We start from the raw sequence: 22,402 nt of genomic DNA, 5'->3' as shown, positions 1-22,402 counted from the left end.
AGAATCCGTTTTCGCAATCGCCTTCAAACGCCCACGCTTATCGGCTGTATATTTTTAATGATCCAACAAACTCAGCAGCACTTGCCACCTCATCCGTCCTGCTTAGCTGCGATCAGCTGAGCCTCGTATTATGACACAGTTTTTGGTGTCTGGAAAAAGTATTTTAGGGTTTTTACCTAGAAGACTCAGCCCACTTCGCAGACTTGGGTTGCTTACCTTGCGGCGTTGCAGCGATCAGCGAAGCCTTGCAGTATACATCGTTTTTTCGCGGCGGTCAACAGCTTGGCTAAATTTTTGAAGCGAAGCCGGCTGCACTTCTAGCCATCGCTTTCAAGTGGCCCCGGACGTCAGGCTGGCTAGATAGCCGATTCAGATCTACCCTGCTCGTGCGCCGCACCGAACTTGGCGGCTGTTTGGATGGTAGTCCCTTTCCGCGCAGCTTTGCCCCCCCGCCCTCTCTAGCGGCTCCAACGTATGGCGCGGGCGGGGGAGCACACCAGCTTCTCACAGCGTGTCTGTGCGCTTTCAACGCGTATCGGATGGGCAGGGATAATCGCCAGAACTTTACTCCGGCACTTTCATGGCACTTATCACCCTGCAGAACGCGCAACTGGCCTTTGGCCATGTGGCGCTGCTCGACCACACCGACTTTGCGCTGGAGGCCCAGGAGCGGGTGGGCCTGATTGGCCGCAACGGCACCGGCAAGTCGTCAATGCTCAAGATTTTGGCTGGACTGGAAAAGCCCGATGACGGCACGGTGCAGGTGCAGACCGGTCTGCGAGTGGCCTATGTGCCTCAAGAACCCATATTGGACTTGGACAGCACGGTGTTTGAAGCGGCCAGTGTGGGCCTGGCCGACGCGCGTGCCGCACGCGACCTCTATTTGAGTGGCGCGGACGGGCTGGATCTGGACGCCTTGCAGAACCGCATTGAGGCTCTGGATGCGTGGAACTGGGAGCAACGGGTGGATGAGACGTTGCACCGCCTGCACCTTGAAGGTGATGTGAAGGTGGGCGCGCTTTCGGGTGGTAACAAGAAACGGGTGGCGCTGGCGCAAGCGCTTGTGAGCCGGCCGGACGTGCTGCTGCTGGACGAACCCACCAACCACCTGGACCTGGACAGCATCACCTGGCTGGAGGACTTGCTGCTGGAATACAAGGGCAGCGTGGTGACCATCAGCCACGACCGTGCCTTTCTGGACCGCGTGGCGACCCGCATGATTGAGCTGGACCGGGGCCGGCTGCTGAGCTACCCGGGCAATTTTGCCCAGTACCAATTGCTCAAAGAAGAACAAATGGCGCAGGAAGCGGTAATCAGCGCCCGTGCGGACAAGCTGCTGGCACAGGAAGAGGTGTGGATTCGCCAAGGGGTGGAGGCGCGGCGCACGCGAGCGCAAGGGCGCATTACCCGACTGGAGGCCTTGCGGGCACAACGTGCGCAGCGGCGTGATGCCTTGGGCAGTGTGAAGCTGGAAGTGGCCAGCGGCAGCGCCAGCGGCAAGATTGTGGCGGAGCTGGAGAAGGTGACCAAGTCTTACCCAACGGCAGACGGCGGGCTTCGCACGGTGATCAAGGACTTCTCAGCCACGATTTTGCGCGGCGACAAGATTGGTTTGATTGGACCCAACGGTGCGGGCAAGACGACCTTGCTAAAGATCATTCTGGGTGAACTCGCACCCGACAGCGGCACAGTGCGCCTGGGCAGCAAACAAAACGTGGCCTATTTTGACCAGATGCGCGACCAGATTGACCTGGATGCCACGCTGGAAGATTTCATCAGCCCCGGCAGTGAATGGATCGAGATTGGCAACAAGCGCACCCATGTCAAGAGCTACCTGAGCGACTTCCTGTTTTCACCGGCACGGGCCAATGCGCCGGTGCGCACGCTCTCGGGTGGCGAGCGCAACCGGTTGTTGCTGGCGCGGCTGTTTGCGCGCCCGGCCAACGTATTGGTGCTGGACGAGCCCACCAACGACCTGGACATTGACACCCTGGAGCTGCTGGAAGATTTGTTGCAGCAGTACGAAGGAACGGTGTTCCTGGTCAGCCACGACCGCCGCTTCTTGGACAACGTGGTGACCAGCACGATCGTGAGCGAGGGCGAAGGCCGCTGGCGCGAGTATGTGGGGGATGTGCAGGACTGGCTGACCCAGTCGGCCCGCTCCGAAGCGATGCAGCGCGAGAAAAGCGCCGCCGGCAACACGAATGCCAGCAAGGCTGCCAACACGGCAGCCGTTGCCAGCCCACCCGCAGCCGCACCAGCGCCTGCCCCCAAGAAGAAGCTGAGCTACAAAGAACAGCGTGAATACGACGCGCTGCCGGAGCGCATTGCCAAGCTGGAAGCCGAGCAAGCAGAAATCAACCAGCAGCTCAACAGTGGGCAGCTGTATGCGGCCGATGCGGCACGCGCGGCTCAACTTGGCGCCCGACATGCCGAAATAGAAGGCGAATGGCTGCAAGCCATGGAGCGCTGGGAAGCCTTGGGCGGCAGCTGAAAATCAGCAACCCATCGCGCATCTGGCGACGACCAAAACCACCCGAGCCCCATGACGCCCGACCGCCTTGCGCAAGACCTGCAACGCTCCCTGAACGAGCTTCGGCAGGAGCGCGAGCGCACGCAGCGGCTGATGGCGGAGCTGGATCGGCAAAACGCCGAGCTCGACCGGTTGCGCAGTTCGGTACACCGGGAGTCCAACAGCCGCCTGCTGGCCGAAGAGGCGCTGGACGAGACCCGCGACCGGCTGCAACTGGCCGTGGACGCGGCCGGTCTGGCCTTGTGGGACTGGCAACTGCCCGCCAAGCAGGTGTTTTTGACCGCCCGCTGGGGTGAAATGGTGGGCGACATTGCCATGGACGCCTATTGGGATGTGGCCGACCTGACAGCCCGCGTGCACCCGGACGACGTGCCCGCCATGCAGGCGCACCAGGCCGCGCTGCTCAGCGGGGCGACCCAGCGCGCGGTGATTCAACACCGCACCCGAACGCCCGACGGCTGGCTTTGGATTGAGAGCCACGCGATGGTGGCCGAGCATGACAGCCAGGGCAAACCCCTGCGGCTCATGGGCACGCTGGCCGACGTCAGCGAACGCCAACAGGCGCAACAAGACAGCAACCGTGCGCGCGAACTGGCCGAGCAAGCCAGCCGCGCAAAAAGCGAATTTCTCGCCAACATCAGCCACGAGGTGCGCACACCGTTGAATGCGCTGATGGGCCTGACCCGCATGTTGATGGACTCGCCGCTCAACGTCGAGCAAACGAGCTGGCTGAACCTGATGGACAGTTCGGCGCATGCCCTGCTGGCCTTGCTCAACGACATCCTGGACCTGTCGCGTATCGAAGCCGGCAAGCTCGACGTGGAGAACGTGCGCTTCAACCTGCGCCGCACCATTGAAGAAGCCGTGGGCCCCTACGCCGAGCAGGCGCGCAGCAAGCCGCTGGACTGGCAACTGGTGCTGCCGCCCGATTTGCCACAGGCCGTCATGGGCGACCCCGGGCGGTTGCGCCAGGTGCTGGGCAATTTGATATCCAACGCCCTCAAGTTCACGCCGCGCGGTGGCCGCATCACGGTGCAAGCCGCCGTGGTGCCGGCCGCATCCGGGCAGCCGGCCAGCCTGAAACTGCAGGTGCAGGACAGCGGCGTGGGCATTGCCAAAAAACACCAGGCGGGGATTTTTGACGCCTTCACCCAGGCCGACGCCTCGACCGCGCGCCGTTATGGCGGCAGCGGGCTGGGCCTGGCCATTTGTGCCCGCCTGGCGCGCCTGATGGGGGGCGAAATTGCACTAACCAGCGAGCTCGGCCAAGGCAGCACGTTTGCACTCACCCTGCCGCTTCGTTTGGCACCCACGTCAAGCGGTGACGGTCCGCTCAGCGGGCACATGGAGCTGAGCGAGGTGGCGCAGGCTGGGCCGCGCTATGCCGGTCTGGTGGTGCTGCTGGCCGAAGACAACCCGGTGAACGAACTCATGATGCGCCAGCTGCTGCTGCGCCTGGGCTGCACGGTGCGGGTGGCCCGCGGCGGTGCGCAAGCGGTGGCTTTGTGGGACCAAGGCGGCGTTGAGCTTATTTTGATGGACGTGCAGATGCCCGGCATGAGCGGCCTGGAGGCGACGCAAAAAATTCGCGAACTGGAAACGCGCCGTCGTTACAACCGCACGCCCATCGTGGCGGTGACGGCCAACGCCATGAGCGGCGACCGGGAACAGTGCCTGGCTGCGGGCATGGATGGCTACACGCCAAAGCCCGTGAGCCCGCAAGCCCTGATGGCTGAAATGGACCGGGTGCTGAAGCGCCCAGCGGGGCGCTCCCCTGCACCCACAGCGCCTGTGACGGCCGCACCAGCGCCTGCGCCTGCAGCCCCTGAAGCGGCGATGCGCGCCACAGCACGACCTGAAGCCATCGACGTGGACAAGCTGCGGCGCCGGCTGGATGGCGACGAGGCCACCTTGAAACAACTGGCCATCGCTATGCGCAGCGACCTGGCGCAGCGCCAAGCCGAGATGCAGCGTGCGCTGGCGACCCGAGACACGGCAGCGGCGGTGGCCCACGCGCACGGTCTCAAAGGCTCGCTGGGCAGCATGACGGCTGAGCGGGGCGCACGGCTGGCCAAAGGGCTGGAGCTGGCAGCGCGCTCGGGAGACTGGCAGTTGTTTGAACGCGCCCTGCCCCTGCTGCAGGCCGAAGCACGGCAGATTGACCAGTCACTGGCCAAGCTGCTGGCCGACGCTGGCGACGATCTGTTTGACCACCCCGCCTCCAACACCCAGCACTGAACCGGGCCACGGCCGTTGCCCGGCGGGCTGCATGCCCCAGTGCAGGGTCTGGCAAACCCTTTTGAAGGTTCAGGCCGACCGCCTTTGTGGTGAAAGCATGGTCCAGCCAAGTGGGCGGCACCTCAGTGCGCAGCCACCTTTTGGCTGAAAACCGACCAAAAGGCAGCGTCTTGCGTGGTCGCAAAGTTGATGCGCATCAGCGTGCTGGGCGCACGCGCCGCATGAAACAGCGCCCCGGGCGCTATGAGGTAACCCTCGTCGAGCATGCGCTGCGACAAGGCCTCGGTATCGACCCCTGTGTCCACCCAGCCAAACAGGCCCGCCGGCTCCGACACAAAGCGGCAACCCGCCGCCTGCGCCAGGCGCGCGCTGCGGGTGCGCGCCAGGTCGAGCCGGCTGCGGATGCGCTCGGCGTGGCGGCGCAGCTGGCCTTGCTCGATGCAGTGCGCCAGCGCGCGCTCCAGCAGGCTGGGCGTGGTGAGCGTGGTCAGCAGCTTGGTGTCCAGCAGGCGTTCCACCCATTCGGCGGGCGCGGCCAGGTAGCCCACCCGCCAGTTGGGCGCCAGGATCTTGGCAAAGCCGCTCACGTAGATGGTGCGCTGCAAACCGTCGAGCACGCTCATGCGGGTGGCGTGCTCGGGGGCAATGTGGCCGTAGGTGTCGTCTTCCACCACGTAAAAGTCGTGCTGCTGGGCCAGCTGCAACACGCGGTGGGCGCTGGCCGGCGACAGGCTGTAACCGGTGGGGTTGTGCAACACACTCACGCTCACAAACAGCTTGGGCGCATGGGCCTCGCAGTAGCGCGCCATCACCGCCAGGTCGGGCCCGGCCGGGCCGCGCGGCACCGGCAGTATGCGCATGCCCATGGCCGCCAGCCGGGCAAATTCCACCGCCCAGCCGGGCTCTTCCACCATCACGCAATCGCCCGGTTTCAGCAGGGTGCGGCTAACAATGTCCAGCGCGTGGGTGGCGCCCACCGAGGTGATGATCTGCTGCGGGCCCACCGGCAGCCCCATACTTTGCAGCCGGTCGGCCAGCACGCGGCGCAGGTGGCCGTCGCCCAGCGGCTCGCCGTAGCGCAGCGAACTGTCGGCCAGCGCCTGCGGGGTGGTGACGCGGCGCACCGCGGCTTGCAGGAAGGTGGACGCCATCCAGTCGGGCGGAAAGGCGCCCATGCCGGGTTGCGGCCGTGAGCCCGCCGGGTGAAACATGCCGCGAATGAGGGCGGCCGCGTTCACAGGGGCCGCCATGCGCACGGGGGGGTCGGCCGCGCCCGCTGCAGCCGCAAGGGCGCCAGATCGCGCGGCGGGGCTCTCGCGCAGCGGCGCTCGGTCGCGCACAAAAAAACCCCGGTTGCGCTGCGCCAGCACCAGGCCCTGGGCCAGCAAGAGGTCGTAGGCCGCCACCACGGTGGACGGGTTCAACCCGTGCTGGGCGGCACACTGGCGCACGCTGGGCAAACGGGCGCCGGGGGCCAGTAGGCGGTCGCGGATGCGGTCGGCAAAGCGGGCCGCCAACTGCTCAGCCAGCGTTTGGGCCGCCGTGCGCGTGAGGGCGGGCGCACTGGCCAAGGCATCGGACGGGGTTGTTTCGGTGTCAGAAAACATGGCGTTGGCGGTGCGGGTGTATGAGCAAAGCAGCTCACACAGTTTATGAACTGAACCCCTGAACTGTATGGCTTGTGTATGGTTTTGAAAGGATAGAGTGTCTGCCATGCGCACACAAGCTTTTTCTACCGTCGAACCGACGCCCGTGCAGGGCCTGGCATGAACGCCGCCGAATTCAGCGCACTGCTGGTGCTGGCCACGGCCACCAGCTTCACACCCGGGCCCAACACCACGCTGTCCACCGCGCTGGCGGCCAACTTCGGACTTCGCCGCGCCATGCGTTTTGTGTGCGCCGTGCCGGTGGGCTGGGGCCTGCTGTTTGCCCTGTGCGCGGGCGGCGTGGGCGCTCTGGTGGTGGCGCTGCCGCTGTTGCGCTGGAGCATTTTGCTCGGCGGCGTTGGCTATTTGCTGTGGCTGGCCTGGCGGCTTTCCGGCAGCCGCAGCCTGAGCGCGGTAAACGCGGCGCGGCTGAACGTGACCTTCACCCAGGGCGTGATGCTGCAATTTTTAAACATCAAGGCCTGGATGCTGGCGCTGTCCATCGTCGCGGGCTGGGTGGCGGGCCGGCCCGACGCGGCCGAGCGCTTCGTGCAGGTGCTGCCGGTGTTGCTGGCCTACGCATTTTTCAGCAACCTCACCTACGCCACGGTGGGCTCGCTGCTGCGCCACTGGCTGGCCGGGCCGGTGGTGGACGGGCAGCCCACCGGCGGGCGGCTGCTGGTGTTCAACCGCTGTATGGCGCTGGCCCTGGTGCTCACCGCGGCCTGGATGCTGAGCACCGGACTGGGCCTGGCAGGCAGCGCCGCTGGAGACTTGCAATGACCACCGGCGTGAGCCTGCTGTCGGTGCAAGACCAGCGCGACCAAACCCTGGGCCTGTGGCTGGGCCTGGTGGGTGTGGTGGTGTTCGCGCTCACCCTGCCCATGACGCGGCTGGCCACCGGCACCGCTGACGCGCCGCAGCTTTCGCCCTGGTTTGTCACCTGGGGCCGCGCGGCACTGGCCGGGGGCTTGTCCATCATCTACTTGCTGGCCACGCGCTCGCCCCTGCCGGCACCGCAGCACCGCAAGCCGCTGGCGCTCTCGCTGCTGGGCAACGCCATTGGCTACCCGCTGCTGCTGGGATGGGCGCTGCGCTACGTCACCGCGAGCCACGCTGCTGTGATCACCGCTTTGCTACCGCTGGCCACCGCTGCTGCTGCGGCTTGGCTGCTGCACCAGCGCGCGCGCCTGGGCTTCTGGCTGTTTGCCGGGCTGGGCAGCCTGCTGGTGGCCGCCTACAGCGTGTTGCGCGCTCTGCAACAAGGGCACGGATTTGGCCTGGCCTGGGCCGACCTGCTGCTGGTGGGCGCCGTGCTGGCGGCTTCGGTGGGTTACGTGGCGGGCGCCAAGGTCACGCCAGCACTGGGCGCCGAGCGGGTGATCAGCTGGGTCTGCGTGATGGCCCTGCCCATCACCGTGCCGGGCGCGCTGCTGACCTGGCCCGAGCAAGCCGTGAACACCTCGGCCTGGCTGGCGCTGGTCTATGTGGGCGTGTTTTCCATGTGGGCCGGTTTTTTTGCCTGGTTTCGCGGCCTGGCGCTGGGCGGCGCGCTGCGGGTGAGCCAGCTGCAGTTGCTGCAACCTTTCGTCAGCATCGTGGCCGCCGTGCCGCTGCTGGGAGAATCACTGGACCTCACCACCCTGGGCTTTGCCCTGGCCGTGGTGGCCACCGTTTTTATGGGGCGCCGCATGGCCGCGCCCGCCACTTCATCAACACCCCAACCCCACAAGGAAGCACCATGAGCCACAGCCCCTGGACCCTGGCCCAGCGCGCCCACAAAATGAACCCGTCGGTCATCCGCGAGATCCTGAAGGTGACCGAAAAGCCCGGCATCATCAGTTTTGCGGGCGGCTTGCCGTCCACCGAAACCTTTCCGGTGGACGCGTTTGCCGAGGCCTGCGAGCGGGTGCTGCACGGCCACGGCCTGGAAAGCGGGCGCGCCTCGCTGCAATACGCCGCCAGCGAGGGCTTTGCGCCGCTGCGCGAGTGGGTGGCGGCCAGCCTGCCTTGGGCGGTGGACCCGGCGCAGGTGCTCATCACCACCGGCAGCCAGCAAGGGCTGGACCTGGTGGGCAAAGTGCTGATTGACGCGGGCAGCCGCGTGCTGGTGGAAACGCCCACCTACCTCGGCGCGCTGCAGGCGTTTTCGCCCATGGAACCGGTCATAGAAGGCGTGGCCAGCGACGAGGGCGGCGTGGACGTGGCCGCGCTGCTGGAACAGCTGGGCGCAGGCGCTGACCACCCCGAAAGCCTGGAGCGCCGGCGCTTGCTGACGCTGGATCTGGACCCGGTGGCCAACCCGCAGGCCGCGCCGCGTTTTCTGTATGTGCTGCCCAACTTCCAGAACCCCACCGGTCGCAGCATGGACCTGGCCCGGCGCCAGGCCCTGGTGGACGCCGCCGCCCGGCTGGGCCTGCCGCTGGTGGAAGACAACCCCTACGGCGACCTGTGGTTTGACCAGCCCCCGCCCACACCGCTGACCGCACTGAACCCCGACGGCTGTATTTACCTGGGTTCGTTTTCCAAAATTCTGGCACCGGGTTTGCGCCTCGGTTTTCTGGTGGCGCCCGCCAGCGTTTACCCCAAGCTGCTGCAAGCCAAGCAAGCGGCCGATCTGCACAGCCCCAGCTTCAACCAGCGCGTGGTGGCCGAGGTCATCAAAGACGGTTTTCTGGAGCGCCACATACCCACCATCCGCGCGCTCAACAAGCGCCAGTGCCACGCCATGCTGGACGCCCTGAAGTCCGAAATGGCCGACCTGGACGTGCAGTGGAACGAGCCCGACGGCGGCATGTTTCTGTGGGTGCGCCTGCCCGAAGGCATGAACGCCATTGAGCTGCTGCCCAAGGCGGTGGAGCAGAACGTGGCCTTTGTGCCAGGCAGCGCGTTTTACGCCGACCACGCCGACCCGCGCACCCTGCGACTGAGCTTCGTCACCGCCAACGTGGAGCAGATTCGCACCGGCATTGCGGCGCTGGCCCGGGCCATCCGCTCCAGCCACTGACCGCAAACGCAACCGCAACTGCAAAACGCCCATGCCACCAACATCCAGACCCTTCAAACAGGTGGACGTGTTCACCGCCACACCCTACCGCGGCAATCCGCTGGCGGTGGTGCTCGGCGGCAGCGGACTCATCACCGAGGCCATGCAGCACTTCACCAACTGGACCAACCTGTCGGAGTGCACCTTTGTGTTGCCGCCCACTCCCGAAGGGCGCGCTGCGGGGGCCGACTACCGCGTCCGCATTTTCTGCCCCGGGCGCGAGCTGCCGTTTGCCGGCCACCCCACGCTGGGCACTTGCCACGCGTGGCTGGAAGCCGGCGGCGTGCCGCAGGCGAAACACGTGGTACAGGAATGCGGCGTGGGCCTGGTGAAGATCCAGCGCGAGGGCGAGCAGCTGGCCTTCGCGGCGCCACCGCTGATCAAAAGCGGCCCATTGGACGAAGCGGATGTGGCGCTGATCGCTCGCGGTCTGGGTGTGGCGCGCAGCGACATCGTGGCGCACAGCTGGTGCGACAACGGGCCGAACTGGCGCGGCGTGATGCTCAAGAGCGCCGAGCAGGTGCTGGCGCTCAAGCCCGATGGGGCGGTGCTGGCCGGGCTGGACATTGGCGTGGTGGGGCCACACCCTGCGGGGTGCGACGCAGCGTTTGAAGTGCGCGCCTTTTTCCCCGGCAACAACGGCTTGTGCGAAGACCCCGTCACCGGCAGCCTGAACGCCGCGCTGGCCCAGTGGCTGATCGGCGCCGGCCTGGCGCCCGAGCGCTACGTGGCCGCGCAGGGCACGGCGCTGGCGCGCGAAGGCCGGGTGTTCATCGAACGCGATGCCCACGGCACCGTCTGGGTCGGTGGCACCAGCGTGACCTGCATCGACGGCACGGTGCGCCTGTGACCGCGCCGCAGCCCCCACAGATCGACCACCTGGTGGTGGCCGCGCGCACGCTGGCTGAAGGCGTGGCCTGGTGCGAGGCCACGCTGGGCGTGGTGCCGGGTCCGGGTGGTGAGCACGCGCTGTTCGGCACCCACAACCGGCTGTTGCGGCTGGCCTGCGCCGAGGCCCCGCGCGCCTACCTGGAAATCATCGCCATCAACCCGCAGGCCACACCCACGCGCCCCGCCGGGCTCAAGCGGTGGTTCGACCTGGACGACCCGGCCCTGCAGGCGCGGCTGGCCGAGCACGGCCCGCAACTGGTGCACTGGGTGGCCAGCGTGCCCGACATTGATGCGGCCAGCGCCGCCCTGCTTGGCCTGGGCATTCACCGCGGCCCGGTGATCGGCGCGTCGCGCCCCACACCCGCCGGCCTGCTGCAATGGCGCATCAGCGTGCGCGACGACGGGCAGCGCCTGTTCGGCGGCGCGTTGCCCACGCTGATTCAGTGGGGCGACACCCACCCGGCCGACGCCATGCCCACCAGCGGGCTCGCGCTGCAAAGCATCACGCTCAGCCACCCCGATGCGACGGAGCTGCAACAGGCGCTTGGCGCCGTCGGGCTGGACACCTTCGCGGTGAAGTCCGGCCCGGCAGGGCTCACCGCGCGCCTCGAGACCCCCCAAGGCCCGCGCCTCCTAAGCTCGACCTTCTGACCCACCGGACCATTGCATGCCCCTCCAGCTGCCCAACCTGCAAGACATCGAAGCCGCCGCCCAGGTGGTCTACCAATCGTTTCAGGCCACACCGCAATACCGCTGGGGCACGCTCAGCCAGCGCCTGGGCACGGACTGCTGGGTGAAGCACGAAAACCACACGCCGGTGGGCGCGTTCAAGATCCGCGGCGGCCTGACGTATTTCGACCAGCTCCGACAACGCGGCGCGATGCCGCGCGAAGTGATCAGCGCCACCCGCGGCAACCACGGCCAAAGCATGGGCTGGGCGGCGCGCGCGCACGGTGTGGCGTGTTCCATCGTGGTACCGCAGGGCAATTCGGCCGAAAAGAACGACGCCATGCGCGCGCTCGGCGTGCAGCTGATCGAGCACGGTGAAGACTTCCAGGCCGCCCGCGAACACGCGATGCACCTGGCCGACGAGCGCGGCGCGCACATGGTGCCGAGCTATCACAAGGACCTGCTGCGCGGCGTGAGCACGTATTGGTGGGAGTTCTTCAAGGCCGTGCCGCAGCTCGATGTGGTTTACGTGCCCATCGGCCAGGGCTCGGGCGCGTGCTCGGCCATCGCAGCCAAGCGGGCGCTGGGGCACCCGGCGCGCATCGTCGGCGTGGTCAGCGCGCACGCCACCACCTACGCCGATTCGATCGCGGCGGGCCGCGTGGTCGAAGCGCCGGTCACCACCGCGCTGGCCGACGGCATGGCCTGCCGCGTGGCCGATGCGGCGGCGCTGGCCGTGCTGATGCCGCATCTGGACCATGTGGTGAAGGTCAGCGACACCGAAGTGGCTCAAGCCATGCGCTGGCTGTTTGCCGACACCCACAACGTGGCCGAGGGCGCTGGAGCCGCGAGTTTCGCGGCCGCGTGGCAGGAACGGGATCGCCTCAAAGGGCAGGTCGTCGGCACCACCCTGTGCGGCGGCAACGTGGACAGCAGCGTGTTCGCCGAGGTCTTGACGAACACGGGCCACCACTGAGGCTCTGAAACTGAAGAACATGACCCCGCCTGCGGTGCGGGGGTAAAAATTTACTTTGGGGCAGCGACCAGCCGCGCCACCACTTCACAAAAGGCTTCCACCGCATCGGTCTTGAACACCACCTCGCGCACGCCGGCGGCCAGGGCCTGGGACTGCAGTTCGTCGGTGATGTAACCCGAGGCCACGGCCACAGGCAGCGCGGGGCTGAGGGCAAGCACGGCCTTGGCCACGTCCAGGCCCGACATGCCGGGCATGTTGTAGTCCGTCATCAGCAGGTCAAAGCCTTCGGGGTTTTCGCGTACTGCGTCGATGGCCTGCGCCTGGTCGGTGAAGGCGGTGACGCGGTACCCGCGGCGCTCCAGCAGGCGGCGCACCAGAAAGACCAGGGTGTCGTCGTCGTCCAGGTACAGAATGTGTCGCGGCGCCGTCGTCGGGGCATCGGCCATGGTGGGGCTCTCCAGGTGGGCGGGTGCGTGAATAGGGGGGCTTGGGTCGATTGTGCCGTGAACCGCTGGGGCGCTGTCCAAAACCCTGGCAGGGTTGTCTTCCCGAGGTGCGTCCTCCACCACGAAAAACAGCGAAAACGTGGTGCCTAGACCCTCCGCACTCTGGACTTCAATGACGCCGCCCAGCGACTCGACAATGCCCAACACCACCGGCAAGCCCAAGCCCGTACCGCTGCCCATGGGCTTGGTGGTGAAAAACGGTTCAAACATGCGGCTGCTCACGGCCTTGCTCATGCCACTGCCGTTGTCCATTACCTGAATGCGCACGGCGCCTCTGCCTTGCTCGGCAGCCTTGAAGGCGAGCTCGGCGGGCAGTGCCGGGTGGCCAAGGGCCAGGGCGTCCACCCGAAATTCAATGCGTCCGGGTCGACCTTGCAGCGCATACACCGCGTTGGTGCCCAGGTTGAGCAGCACCTGCCCCAGCTGGGTGGCGTCTGCCATGACCGGACCTATGCCCGCCGCACAGCACTGCAACAGCTCCACCTGCGGCGGGATGGCGGCACGCAGCAAGCTGCACGACTCGGCCACCACGTCGGCCACTTGCACCGGCTGGCGCACCATGGGCTGCTGGCGGCTGAAGGCCAGAATCTGCCGCACCAGTTCGCGCCCGCGCCGGGCTGCGGTACTGATCTCGTGCAGGCTTTCGCGCGCGGGAGCGTCGGCCACCAGGTCTTGGCGCGCCAGGTCGGCGTTGCCCAGGATGGCGGCCAAAATATTGTTGAAGTCGTGCGCCACACCGCCGGCCAGCGTGCCGAGGGCTTCCATTTTTTGCGACTGCGAGAGCTGGCTTTGCAGCGCCTTTTGCTGCTCCTGCGCGGCGCGCAGGGAAGAAATGTCCACAAACGTGAGCACCACGTGGCGCAAGCCCCCATGGGCGTCGTTTTCAGGGTGGGCATTGCACAGCGCCCAGCGCACGGGCTCGCCCTCGCCCACCGAAATGCCCAGCACCACACCGCGCAACGGCTGGCCGGTGGCCAGCACCCGTTCAAACGGCATTTCGTGGCGGCGCATGGGCTGGCCGTCTTCGCCCACCATGGTCCAGCGCGGCCCAATGGGTTCGGGCAACGCCGGGTTGGCACCGCCCTCGCCCCAACCCAGAAAGCAGCGCGCCGCGCCGTTGATGTGGGACAGGGTGCTGTCGGGCCGGAACACCATGACACCCGCGCTGAGGTTTTCCACCAGAGCGCGGGAATCGGCCTCCCGGATCTGCAACTCCTGGCGGGCCTGGTCGCCGTCGCGCCGCAATCGGTACGCCACCAAGGCGCTGAACAGCACTGCACGCAACAGTTTGGAGAGCAACAACGCAAACAAAAAAGCGGGTGCAACGAGATTCAGGGAAACCCCTTGCGAGCGCAGCGCCATGACCACCACCGCCACCCCGAGTACACCGAGCAACACGCATTCCAGCGCAATCAACAGCTTGAGCATCTGCAGCTCGGGCACACGGCGCTGCGGGTCGCTGCGGGCGATGTCACGCACCGCCAGCAGGCCGACCGCGATCACTGTGACCGAAAACAGCACCTGGCGCCCGGCCACCGAATTCCACACGCTGAACAGCCACACGTTGGCCACGAGCAAGCCCGCCAGACCCGCGATCACCCAGCCCAGCGGCCTGGGCAGCCCCAGGTAACTTCGCAAACCCAGCCAGGTAAAGGCCGCCCCGGCGCACATCACCGTGTTGGCGACGCTGATTGAGAAGAGGTCGTGTCCGTCCGCCCGCAACCAGAGCCCCAAAGAACCCACCATGGTCAGCACCGCCGACGAGGCCCACCAACCCGGCCCACCAATGGCGGGGTAGCGGCGCATGAGCGCAAAGAACGCCACCGCAATCAGCAAGTCCACCGCCAGCCGAACGGCCAAGAGGGTCAGCAAATCAAGCGGCATGGGACAAAGTAACGGCGATCATGATCGTGCATTGAATCACAGGGCTTGGACCGATACCCGCACAAAAGCGCCACAAAGCCCCGCGAGTTCCGCCAACCGCACCCGGCAACGAAGCCTGCAGACGCCTGCGCGACTGCACCGGCGCACGCCAGTCGCTGCGGCGACAAAGCACCGCCACAGCCAGCCCACAGAATGCCGCCCATGGGAACCCTCTACCTTGTGCGCCACGGCCAGGCCTCGTTTGGTGCCGACGACTACGACCAGCTCAGCCCGCTGGGCCAGCGCCAGAGCCTGCAACTGGGCCGCTACTGGGCCGAGCGCGGCGTGCGGTTTGACGCCGTGATCACCGGCACCCTGCGCCGCCATGCCCAGACCTGGGCCGGCATTGCCGAGGGGCTGGGCCACAACACCGAGGCGCTGAGCTGGCCCGGTCTGAACGAATACGACAGCCACGCCGTGATCCACACCGTGCACCCGCACCCGCTGCAAAAGCCCGACACACCCGAGCTGTACCGGCACCACTTCCGGCTGCTGCGCGACGGCCTGGCGCAGTGGATGGCAGGCACCGTGAGCCCGCAAGGCATGCCCAGCTACACCGACTTCGTACACGGCATCACGAGCGCGCTGGACCATGTGCGCGCGCAGCACCACGACCACAAGGTGCTCATCGTGTCCAGCGGCGGGCCTATTGCCACGGCCGTGGGCCATGTGCTGGGGCTGAGCCCAGAGGGCACGATTGAGCTGAACATGCGCATCCGCAACAGCGCGGTGACCGAATTTCAGTTCAACCCCAAGCGCCACACGCTGCTGACCTACAACACTTTGCCGCACCTGGACGCGCCGGCCTTTGCCGACTGGGTCACTTATGCATGACCCCCTGCGCCGCTGACGCGGCTTCCCCCGAGGGGGACGCACCTGGTGGCCCGGCGAAGCCGGTTCCACGGGTGCCCTGGGTGGGGACACGCGCTCCGGTAGCGTATGCAAAGCCCCTGCGCCGCTGACGCGGCTTCCCCCAAGGGGGACGCACCTGGTGGCCCGGCGGAATCGGCTACACGGGTGCCCTGGGTGGATTCACACGGTCCGCAAGCGTGGCAGGTCTCTTTCGCCGCTCAGCTGAAGGCGGTTTTGTCGCTCAGCGTGTCCGGCGGCAGCTGGTCGATCTCGCTGAGCAACTGCGCCAGCGCGCGGCCGGCAGCGTCGAGCACGGCCCTGCCTTTCTCGGCCGTGGCGGCGGCGGCGTTGCCCACCGCGCCGTTGGCGTTGTAGTCTTGCATTTGCCAGCCCAGCTTGGCGCTTTTGCCGTTGCCCAAAATGGGGAAGCGCTCGGCCCGGTCTTGCGAGGTGGACCGAAAATACTCGGCCTGCGCCATGCGAACGCGCGCGGGCGCCAGCGCCAGCATCATCGACGTTTCAATGTCGCCCGCATGAATCCCAAACCGGTGCTCTTCGGCGCTGAACAGGGCGGTCACGTCTTGCCCGTCGGGGCTGCGCAGCGGCAGGTTGAACCAGTTCACGCTGTAGACCAGCATGCCCAGGCGGGCCCGCAGGTCGCGCGCCACCAGATCCATGGCGCCCACCTGGCCACCGTGGGCGTTGAACAGCACCAGTTTGTTCACCCCACTGGCGGCCACACACTCGCCCAACTCGGTCCACACGCGCAACACAGTTTCCGCCTTGAGCGTGAGGGTGCCAGCAAACCGGGCGTGTTCCGGGCTGAAACCCACCGCCTGGGTGGGCAAAAACAGCGCGGGCAGATCGGGTGCCAGATGCGGCAGCGCGGCAGCCATCACGCCGTTGACCAGGTCGGTGTCCACCGACAGCGGCAGGTGCGGGCCGTGCTGTTCGGTGGCGGCCACAGGCAGCACAGCAATGGCGCGGCGGGTGTCCAACGCCGAAAAATCGGCGGTGGTGAGATCGGACCAATAACGGGCTTGAGCGTGCATGGCTGGCATCTTACGCGCGAGGTTTCAGCGCACGCAGGTGGCAGCATCGCAACAATCCCTGTAGGCTCGTGGCCCAGCCGCCTTGGCAGGCACGACCGCCTGGCCCATGCGCCGCACCCACACCCCGCCCACACACCAACCCATGACCACCACCCGTAGAAAATTCATTTTGAGCAGCTTGGCGGCCACCGGCGCGCTGGTGCTGGGCTGGGCCGTGCTGCCACCGCGCCAGCGCCTGCTCACCGACGACCCCCTGCCGCTGCAAGAAGGGCAAGCGGCCTTCAATGGCTGGGTCAAGATCGCGGCGGATGGCACCGTCACGGTGATCATGAGCAAAAGCGAAATGGGCCAGGGCGTGCTGACCTCGCTGTCCATGCTGCTGGCCGACGAACTCGATGCCGACTGGATCCGCGTCACGACCGAGATGGCGCCCATCGACAAGATTTACAACAACATCAGCGCGGTGGTGGACGGCTTGCCGTTTCACCCCGACAGCCAGGGCTTGGTGCGCCGTGCAGCCAGCCACCTCACGGCCAAGGTGGTGAGCCATGTGGGCGTGATGATGACGGGCGGCTCGTCCAGCGTGAAAGACCTCTGGCTGCCCATGCGAGAAGCCGGCGCTGCTGCACGCCAGATGCTGCTGGCAGCGGCGGCGCAGCAGTGGGGCGTGGCGCTGGCCGACTGCCGCACCGAGCGCGGCCAGGTGCTCGGCCCCAGCGGCCAAATTGCGGACTACGGCTCGCTCGTGGCTGCGGCCGCGTTGGTTCCTGTGCCGTCCAGCATCCGGCTGAAAACGCCCGCTGAATTCAAACTCATTGGCCAGCCCATGCACCGGCTGGACAGCCAGGCCAAGATCACGGGCAGCGGGCAATTTGGCATGGACGTGCTACCAGCCGGCCTGCTGTATGCCGCCGTCACCATGTGCCCCACGCTGGGTGGGCGTGTGGCCCGGTTTGACGCTGCCGCCGCCAGCGCAGCGCCCGGCGTGCGCCAGGTGCTGGCGGTGGAGCCGCTGCACGGCGGCACCGGCGGTGTGGCGGTGATCGCCGGCCGGCCGTGGCAGGCCCAGCGCGCACTGGCCGCGGTCGACATCACCTGGGAGCACGGCGCCCTGGCCGGTTTCAACAGCGCCGACGTGATGACCCAGCTGGCCCAGACGCTGGACAGCGGTGCCAAGGGCTTCAGCTACTTCAGCACCGGGGACGTGGACGCGGCACTGCAAGGAGCGGCCCGCACCGTGAGCGCCGAGTACCGCGCGCCCTACCTGGCGCACGCCACCATGGAGCCCATGAACTGCACCGTGCTGCTCAAAGACGGCCAGGCCACGGTGTGGGTGTCCACGCAGGTGCCCAGCATGGCCCGCGACGCGGTGGCGAGCGTGCTGGGCCTGAAACCCGAAGCCGTGACGGTCAACGTGATGCTGCTCGGCGGTGGCTTCGGCCGCCGGCTGGAAGTGGACTTCATTGCCCAGGCCGCGGCCATCGCGCGCGCAGCCGAGGGCTCGCCGGTGCAAACCGTGTGGTCGCGCGAACAGGACATGCAGCACGACTTTTACCGCCCGGCCTGCGTGTCGCGCTTCACCGCCGGGCTGAGCGCCCAAGACCAGTTGCTGGCCTGGAAAAACACCTCGGCGGGCCAGGCCATCATGCCGCAGGTGCTCAAGCGCCAGTTTGGTCTGCCCGGTGGCGGCCCCGACAAAACCAGCGCCGAAGGCGCCTTTGACCAGCCCTACGAATGGCCCGCCGCGCGCATTGCCCACGAGGCGGTGGACCTGCCGCTGCAAGTGGGTTTCTGGCGTGCCGTGGGGCATTCGCACCAGGCGTTTTTCAAAGAGTGCTTTCTGGACGAAGTGGCCCACGCCGCCCAAGCCGACCCGGTGGCCTTTCGGGCCAGCTTGCTGCAGCAGCATCCGCGCCACCTGGCGGTGCTGCAAAAGGTGGCCAGCCTGAGCGGCTGGGGCCAGCCCGCCGCGCCAGGGCGCGCGCGCGGTGTGGCGCTGCACGAGTCGTTTGGCTCGGTGGTGGCGCAAGTGGCCGAGGTGTCCGTGCGGGCCGACAACAGCATCCAGGTGCACCGCGTGTGGTGCGCCATCGACTGCGGCACGCCGGTGAACCCGCAGCTGATCGTGCAGCAACTGGAAAGCGCCATCGTCTTTGGTCTCTCTGCTGCGCTGTACGGGCAGATCGACATCGTCAACGGCCAGGCGCAAGCCAGCAACTTCCACGACCAGGCCGCGCTGCGCATGCACGAATGCCCAGCCGTGGCATGCGCGGTGATGCCCAGCACCGAACCACCCGAGGGCGTGGGCGAGCCGGGCCTGCCGCCGATTGCGCCCGCCGTGGCCAACGCCCTGTTTGCCCTCACCGGCCAGCGCCTTCGCAGCCTGCCGCTGCGGCTGGCCTGAACACTCACCCGCACACCAGAACCCCACCATGACCCCCATTGAACTCAACGGCCAGCCCACCCAGGTGGATGTGGAACCCGACGCACCTTTGCTGTGGGTGCTGCGCGCCGAACTGCAACTCACCGGCACCAAATTTGGCTGCGGCATGGCGCTGTGCGGCGCCTGCACCGTGCACCTGGACGGCGTGCCCACCCGCTCGTGCGTGACGCCGCTGGGCAGCGCGGCGGGCAAGTCGGTCACCACCATTGAAGGGCTGCAAGGCCCGGTGGCCGACGCGCTGCGCGCAGCCTGGACCGCGCTGGACGTGGTGCAGTGCGGCTACTGCCAGAGCGGCCAACTGATGCAAGCCCACGCCTTGCTCACCACCCACCCGCAACCCACCGACGAGCAGATTGACGACGCCATGAGCGGCATCATCTGCCGCTGCGGCACCTACCCGCGCGTGCGGGCGGCCATCCACCAGGCGGCGGGGCGCAAGGCCTGAGTCGCGTCAGGCCGTGCGCGGCTTGACTTTGCTGGCCGCCAGCTTGGCCTGTGTCCGCGCCACGTCCACGTCGGCGTCGTGCACCAGCGCCACACCCATGCGGCGCTTGGTGAAACTCTCGGGTTTGCCAAACAGGCGCACCTCGCTGTTGGGCACGCGCAAGGCGTCGTCCACGCCGTCAAACACGATGCCGTGCGCGTCCACCCCGCCGTAAATGACGGCGCTGGCGCCCGGGCTCTTCAGCGCCGTGCTCACCGGCAAGCCCAAAATGGCGCGGGCGTGCAGCTCAAATTCGTTTTGCCACTGGGTGATCATGGTCACCATGCCGGTGTCGTGCGGGCGCGGGCTCACCTCGCTGAACCACACCCGGTCGCCCTTCACGAACAGCTCCACCCCATACAAGCCCAAGCCCGAGGGCTGGCCATCGTGGCCCACGCCGAGGTTGTCGGTAATGGCCTTGGCCACCCGGCGCGACTCGGCCAGCGCGGCCGGTGTCATGGGGTGCGGCTGCCAGCTTTCCACGTAGTCACCGCTCACCTGCACATGGCCAATGGGGTCGCAAAAATGCGTTTCAATTTCGCCGTTGGCCCCCATGGCACGCACGGTCAGCTGGGTGATTTCGTAATCGAAATCCACAAAGCCTTCCACGATGATGCGGCCCGGCCCCACCCGGCCGCCGGCCATGGCGTAGTCCCAGGCCTTTTGCACATCGGCCGGTCCGTCGATCTTGCTCTGGCCTTTTCCGCTGCTGCTCATGACCGGCTTGACGATGCAGGGGTAGCCAATACCCGCGTCAATGGCCGCCTGCAGCTCTGGCAGAGAATCGCAAAACTGGTACGGGCTGGTGGGCAAACCCAGCGTTTCAGCGGCCAGGCGGCGAATGCCCTCGCGGTCCATCGTCAGGCGGGCCGCCCGTGCGGTGGGCACCACGCGCACCACGCCCGCCGCCTCCAGCGCTTGCAGCACCGGCGTGGCAATGGCCTCAATTTCGGGCACCACCAGGTGCGGGCGCTCGGCTTCAATCAGCGCTTGCAGTTGCGCCGGGTCGCTCATGGTGATGGTGCGCGCATGGTGGGCCACCTGCTGGCCGGGCGCGTGGTCGTAACGGTCGACCGCGATGGTCTCCACACCCAGGCGCTGCAGGGCAATCAACACTTCTTTGCCCAGCTCGCCCGAGCCCAGCAGCATGACCCGGGTGGCCGAAGGTGACAGAGGGGTTCCGATGGTGGTCATGGCCATTCCTTGAAGCTAAAAAAATATCAATTCGCTGGTGTGGCTTGCAGCGCCCGGCCCATGGCCTCGCCCATGCGCACACCCTGCCCCGCCATCCACTGCGGGTTGAAGTCGATGGTGTCTTTGGGCCACAGCATGACAACCGTGGAGCCCAGCAAAAAGGTACCCATTTCTTCGCCACGGTGCAGGCGGAACACCTGGTCGTCGTAAGTCCATTCGCGCACCTTGCCCGGGCGCGGCGGGTTCACCACGCCATGCCACACCGTGGCCATGCTGCCCACAATGGTGGCACCCACCAGCGCCAGCACAAACGGCCGGGTGTCCTGGCTGCCGCGGCCACCGTGCGGCACGTCAAACACACACACCACGCGCTCGTTGCGCGCAAACAGCCCCGGCACGCCGCGCGCCGTGGCCGGGTTCACCGAAAACAGCTCGCCGGGCACATGGATCATGCGCCGCAGCCGCGCTTCAGCCGGCATGTGAATGCGGTGGTAGTCCTTAGGGCTCAGGTAAATGGTGGCAAATGCGCCGTCGTCAAACTGCGCCGCCAGTTCGGCATCGCCACCCACCAGCGCCTGCGTGCTGTAGTGGTGGCCCTTGGCCTGAAAGATCTGGTCACGCTGAATCGGCCCGTACTGGCTGATCGCGCCATCCACCGGACACACAAAGTCGGCCCGAGCCAAAGGGCGCACGCCGGGCTTGAGCGAGCGGGTGAAAAATTCGTTGAACGTGGCGTAGCTGCGCGGGTCCGAATTGGCCGCCTCGGCCATGTTCACCCCATAGCGCCGGATGAACCAGGGAATGACATTGCGCACCCACCACGAAGCCCGCGAATTGGCGCACCAGCCGGCAAACACGGTCAGCGCGCGTTTGGGCAGCAGGTATTGGAGAAAAACAGCGAAAGACATGGGCAGAGGCCAGGGCCAAAACAAGAGATGCCGCATTATCCCAGCCATCGAAGAGCGACGCACTGGCCATAATCGGACCACCCAAACCGCCCTCAAAGCCCCGTGACAACCCCTCTTTTCACCTGCCAGCACCTCGTCAAACGCTACGGCAACGCCACGGTGGTGGACGATCTGTCGTTTGACATTGAACCGGGCGAGTGCCTGGGCGTGATCGGACCCAATGGTGCCGGCAAAACCACCACCATCCGCATGTGTCTGGGGCTGACGGCGCCCGACGCTGGACAGATCACCGCCTTTGGTGGCCTGGACATGCCGCGCGATGCGCTGGCCATCAAGGCGCAGCTGGGCGTGGTGAGCCAGATGGACACGCTGGACCCGGACTTCAGCTGTGCGGAGAACCTGCTGGTTTATGGCCGCTATTTCGGCATGAGTGCCGCGCAGATTCGCCCGCGCATCCCGGAGCTGCTCGAATTCGCCGCCCTGGCGCACAAGGCCGACGCCAAGCCCGGCGAGCTGTCAGGCGGCATGAAACGCCGGCTGAGTCTGGCGCGGGCGCTGGTGAACGACCCGCGCCTGCTGATGCTGGACGAGCCCACCACCGGACTGGACCCGCAGGCCCGCCACCTGATGTGGGAGCGGCTGCAGTTGCTGTTGCAACAGGGCAAGAGCATTTTGCTCACCACGCACTTCATGGACGAGGCCGAGCGCCTGTGCTCGCGCTTGCTGGTGCTGGACCACGGCCGCAAGATTGCCGAGGGGCGCCCGCGCGAGCTGATTGCGCAGCACCTGGAGCCCGACGTGGTGGAGGTGTATGGCAACGGGGCGCTGGCGCTGGCCCGCGACGAGGCGCACGCCAGCTTGCGCGGCCTGGCCGCGCGGGTCGAGGTGAGCGGTGAAACCGTGTTTTTCTACACCGCCCAAGCGCTGCCGCTGCTGGCGGCGCTGGGTGCCCGCCCCCAGCTGCGCACCCTGCACCGCCCGGCCAACCTGGAGGACCTGTTTTTGAAATTGACCGGCCGCCAGATCCGAGAGGAAGGCTGA

At 66.9% G+C, this 22,402-nt stretch carries 17 protein-coding genes; 12 read left to right on the top strand and 5 right to left on the bottom strand.

The annotated features are described in order from the left end of the window. Positions 1 to 580 precede the first annotated feature (580 nt). Together AC0GNR_RS14545 and AC0GNR_RS14540 are read left to right on the top strand one after the other, a co-directional pair. Positions 581 to 2,494 (top strand): ATP-binding cassette domain-containing protein, encoded by a 1,914-nt coding sequence (locus tag AC0GNR_RS14545; RefSeq protein ID WP_472901636.1) that lies wholly within the window; start codon positions 581 to 583, stop codon positions 2,492 to 2,494. 51 nt (positions 2,495 to 2,545) lie between these two features. Further along, entirely contained in the window at positions 2,546 to 4,771 is a 2,226-nt protein-coding gene (locus AC0GNR_RS14540; RefSeq protein WP_472901635.1) for an ATP-binding protein, read from the top strand. 122 nt (positions 4,772 to 4,893) lie between these two features. Here AC0GNR_RS14540 and AC0GNR_RS14535 read toward each other — a convergent pair whose 3' ends face one another. Continuing rightward, positions 4,894 to 6,378 (bottom strand): aminotransferase-like domain-containing protein, encoded by a 1,485-nt coding sequence (locus tag AC0GNR_RS14535; protein ID WP_472901634.1) that lies wholly within the window; start codon positions 6,376 to 6,378, stop codon positions 4,894 to 4,896. A 159-nt stretch (positions 6,379 to 6,537) separates the two neighbouring features. Here AC0GNR_RS14535 and AC0GNR_RS14530 point away from each other — a divergent pair, with 159 nt between their 5' ends. The 6 genes from AC0GNR_RS14530 to AC0GNR_RS14505 are packed head-to-tail and all read left to right on the top strand — an operon-like array spanning position 6,538 to position 11,999. Then, positions 6,538 to 7,200 (top strand): LysE family translocator, encoded by a 663-nt coding sequence (locus AC0GNR_RS14530; protein ID WP_472901633.1) that lies wholly within the window; start codon positions 6,538 to 6,540, stop codon positions 7,198 to 7,200. Further along, positions 7,197 to 8,162, top strand: coding sequence for a DMT family transporter (locus tag AC0GNR_RS14525; protein ID WP_472901632.1), 966 nt, complete (start codon positions 7,197 to 7,199; stop codon positions 8,160 to 8,162). Before AC0GNR_RS14530 ends, AC0GNR_RS14525 begins: the two co-directional genes overlap by 4 nt. Beyond that, positions 8,159 to 9,424 (top strand): aminotransferase-like domain-containing protein, encoded by a 1,266-nt coding sequence (locus AC0GNR_RS14520; RefSeq protein ID WP_472901631.1) that lies wholly within the window; start codon positions 8,159 to 8,161, stop codon positions 9,422 to 9,424. The genes AC0GNR_RS14525 and AC0GNR_RS14520 overlap by 4 nt, the downstream gene beginning before the upstream one ends. A 31-nt stretch (positions 9,425 to 9,455) precedes the next feature. Beyond that, a complete protein-coding gene (locus AC0GNR_RS14515; RefSeq protein WP_472901630.1) occupies positions 9,456 to 10,313 on the top strand; it encodes a PhzF family phenazine biosynthesis protein in 858 nt (285 codons plus the stop codon). Continuing rightward, on the top strand, positions 10,310 to 11,005 hold the full coding sequence (locus AC0GNR_RS14510; RefSeq protein WP_472901629.1) for a VOC family protein: 696 nt from the start codon (positions 10,310 to 10,312) through the stop codon (positions 11,003 to 11,005). Before AC0GNR_RS14515 ends, AC0GNR_RS14510 begins: the two co-directional genes overlap by 4 nt. Before the next feature lie 16 nt (positions 11,006 to 11,021). Beyond that, positions 11,022 to 11,999 carry a threonine dehydratase gene (locus AC0GNR_RS14505; RefSeq protein ID WP_472901628.1) on the top strand — a complete coding sequence of 326 codons (978 nt, stop codon included), beginning with the start codon at positions 11,022 to 11,024 and terminating at the stop codon, positions 11,997 to 11,999. Between the two features lie 50 nt (positions 12,000 to 12,049). Here AC0GNR_RS14505 and AC0GNR_RS14500 read toward each other — a convergent pair whose 3' ends face one another. Further along, a complete protein-coding gene (locus tag AC0GNR_RS14500) occupies positions 12,050 to 14,389 on the bottom strand; it encodes a hybrid sensor histidine kinase/response regulator (protein WP_472901627.1) in 2,340 nt (779 codons plus the stop codon). 201 nt (positions 14,390 to 14,590) lie between these two features. On the opposite strand from AC0GNR_RS14500, the gene AC0GNR_RS14495 reads away from it, so the two are divergent. Next, the gene (locus AC0GNR_RS14495) at positions 14,591 to 15,262 is read left to right on the top strand and encodes a histidine phosphatase family protein (RefSeq protein WP_472901626.1); all 672 of its coding nucleotides are present in this window, start codon (positions 14,591 to 14,593) and stop codon (positions 15,260 to 15,262) included. A gap of 236 nt (positions 15,263 to 15,498) precedes the next feature. On the opposite strand, the gene AC0GNR_RS14490 is transcribed toward AC0GNR_RS14495, so the two are convergent. Continuing rightward, entirely contained in the window at positions 15,499 to 16,341 is an 843-nt protein-coding gene (locus tag AC0GNR_RS14490; protein WP_472901625.1) for a creatininase family protein, read from the bottom strand. A gap of 133 nt (positions 16,342 to 16,474) precedes the next feature. On the opposite strand from AC0GNR_RS14490, the gene AC0GNR_RS14485 reads away from it, so the two are divergent. Together AC0GNR_RS14485 and AC0GNR_RS14480 are read left to right on the top strand one after the other, a co-directional pair. Beyond that, positions 16,475 to 18,736, top strand: coding sequence for a xanthine dehydrogenase family protein molybdopterin-binding subunit (locus AC0GNR_RS14485; RefSeq protein WP_472901624.1), 2,262 nt, complete (start codon positions 16,475 to 16,477; stop codon positions 18,734 to 18,736). A gap of 28 nt (positions 18,737 to 18,764) precedes the next feature. Further along, positions 18,765 to 19,220 (top strand): (2Fe-2S)-binding protein, encoded by a 456-nt coding sequence (locus tag AC0GNR_RS14480; RefSeq protein ID WP_472901623.1) that lies wholly within the window; start codon positions 18,765 to 18,767, stop codon positions 19,218 to 19,220. A gap of 6 nt (positions 19,221 to 19,226) precedes the next feature. Here the strand turns inward: AC0GNR_RS14480 and purT are convergent, their stop codons facing one another. Both purT and asd read right to left on the bottom strand, forming a co-directional pair. Then, a complete protein-coding gene (gene purT, locus AC0GNR_RS14475; protein WP_472901622.1) occupies positions 19,227 to 20,453 on the bottom strand; it encodes a formate-dependent phosphoribosylglycinamide formyltransferase in 1,227 nt (408 codons plus the stop codon). Between the two features lie 26 nt (positions 20,454 to 20,479). Further along, positions 20,480 to 21,361: an archaetidylserine decarboxylase gene (gene asd / locus AC0GNR_RS14470; protein ID WP_472901621.1), complete on the bottom strand. Its 882-nt coding sequence runs from the start codon at positions 21,359 to 21,361 to the stop codon at positions 20,480 to 20,482. Between the two features lie 102 nt (positions 21,362 to 21,463). On the opposite strand from asd, the gene AC0GNR_RS14465 reads away from it, so the two are divergent. Beyond that, complete coding sequence (locus AC0GNR_RS14465; RefSeq protein WP_472901620.1) at positions 21,464 to 22,402, top strand: ATP-binding cassette domain-containing protein; 939 nt, start codon at positions 21,464 to 21,466, stop codon at positions 22,400 to 22,402.

The organism is Hydrogenophaga sp. LT287 (assembly GCF_055702805.1).
This window is presented reverse-complemented; position numbering and strand designations above follow the sequence as displayed.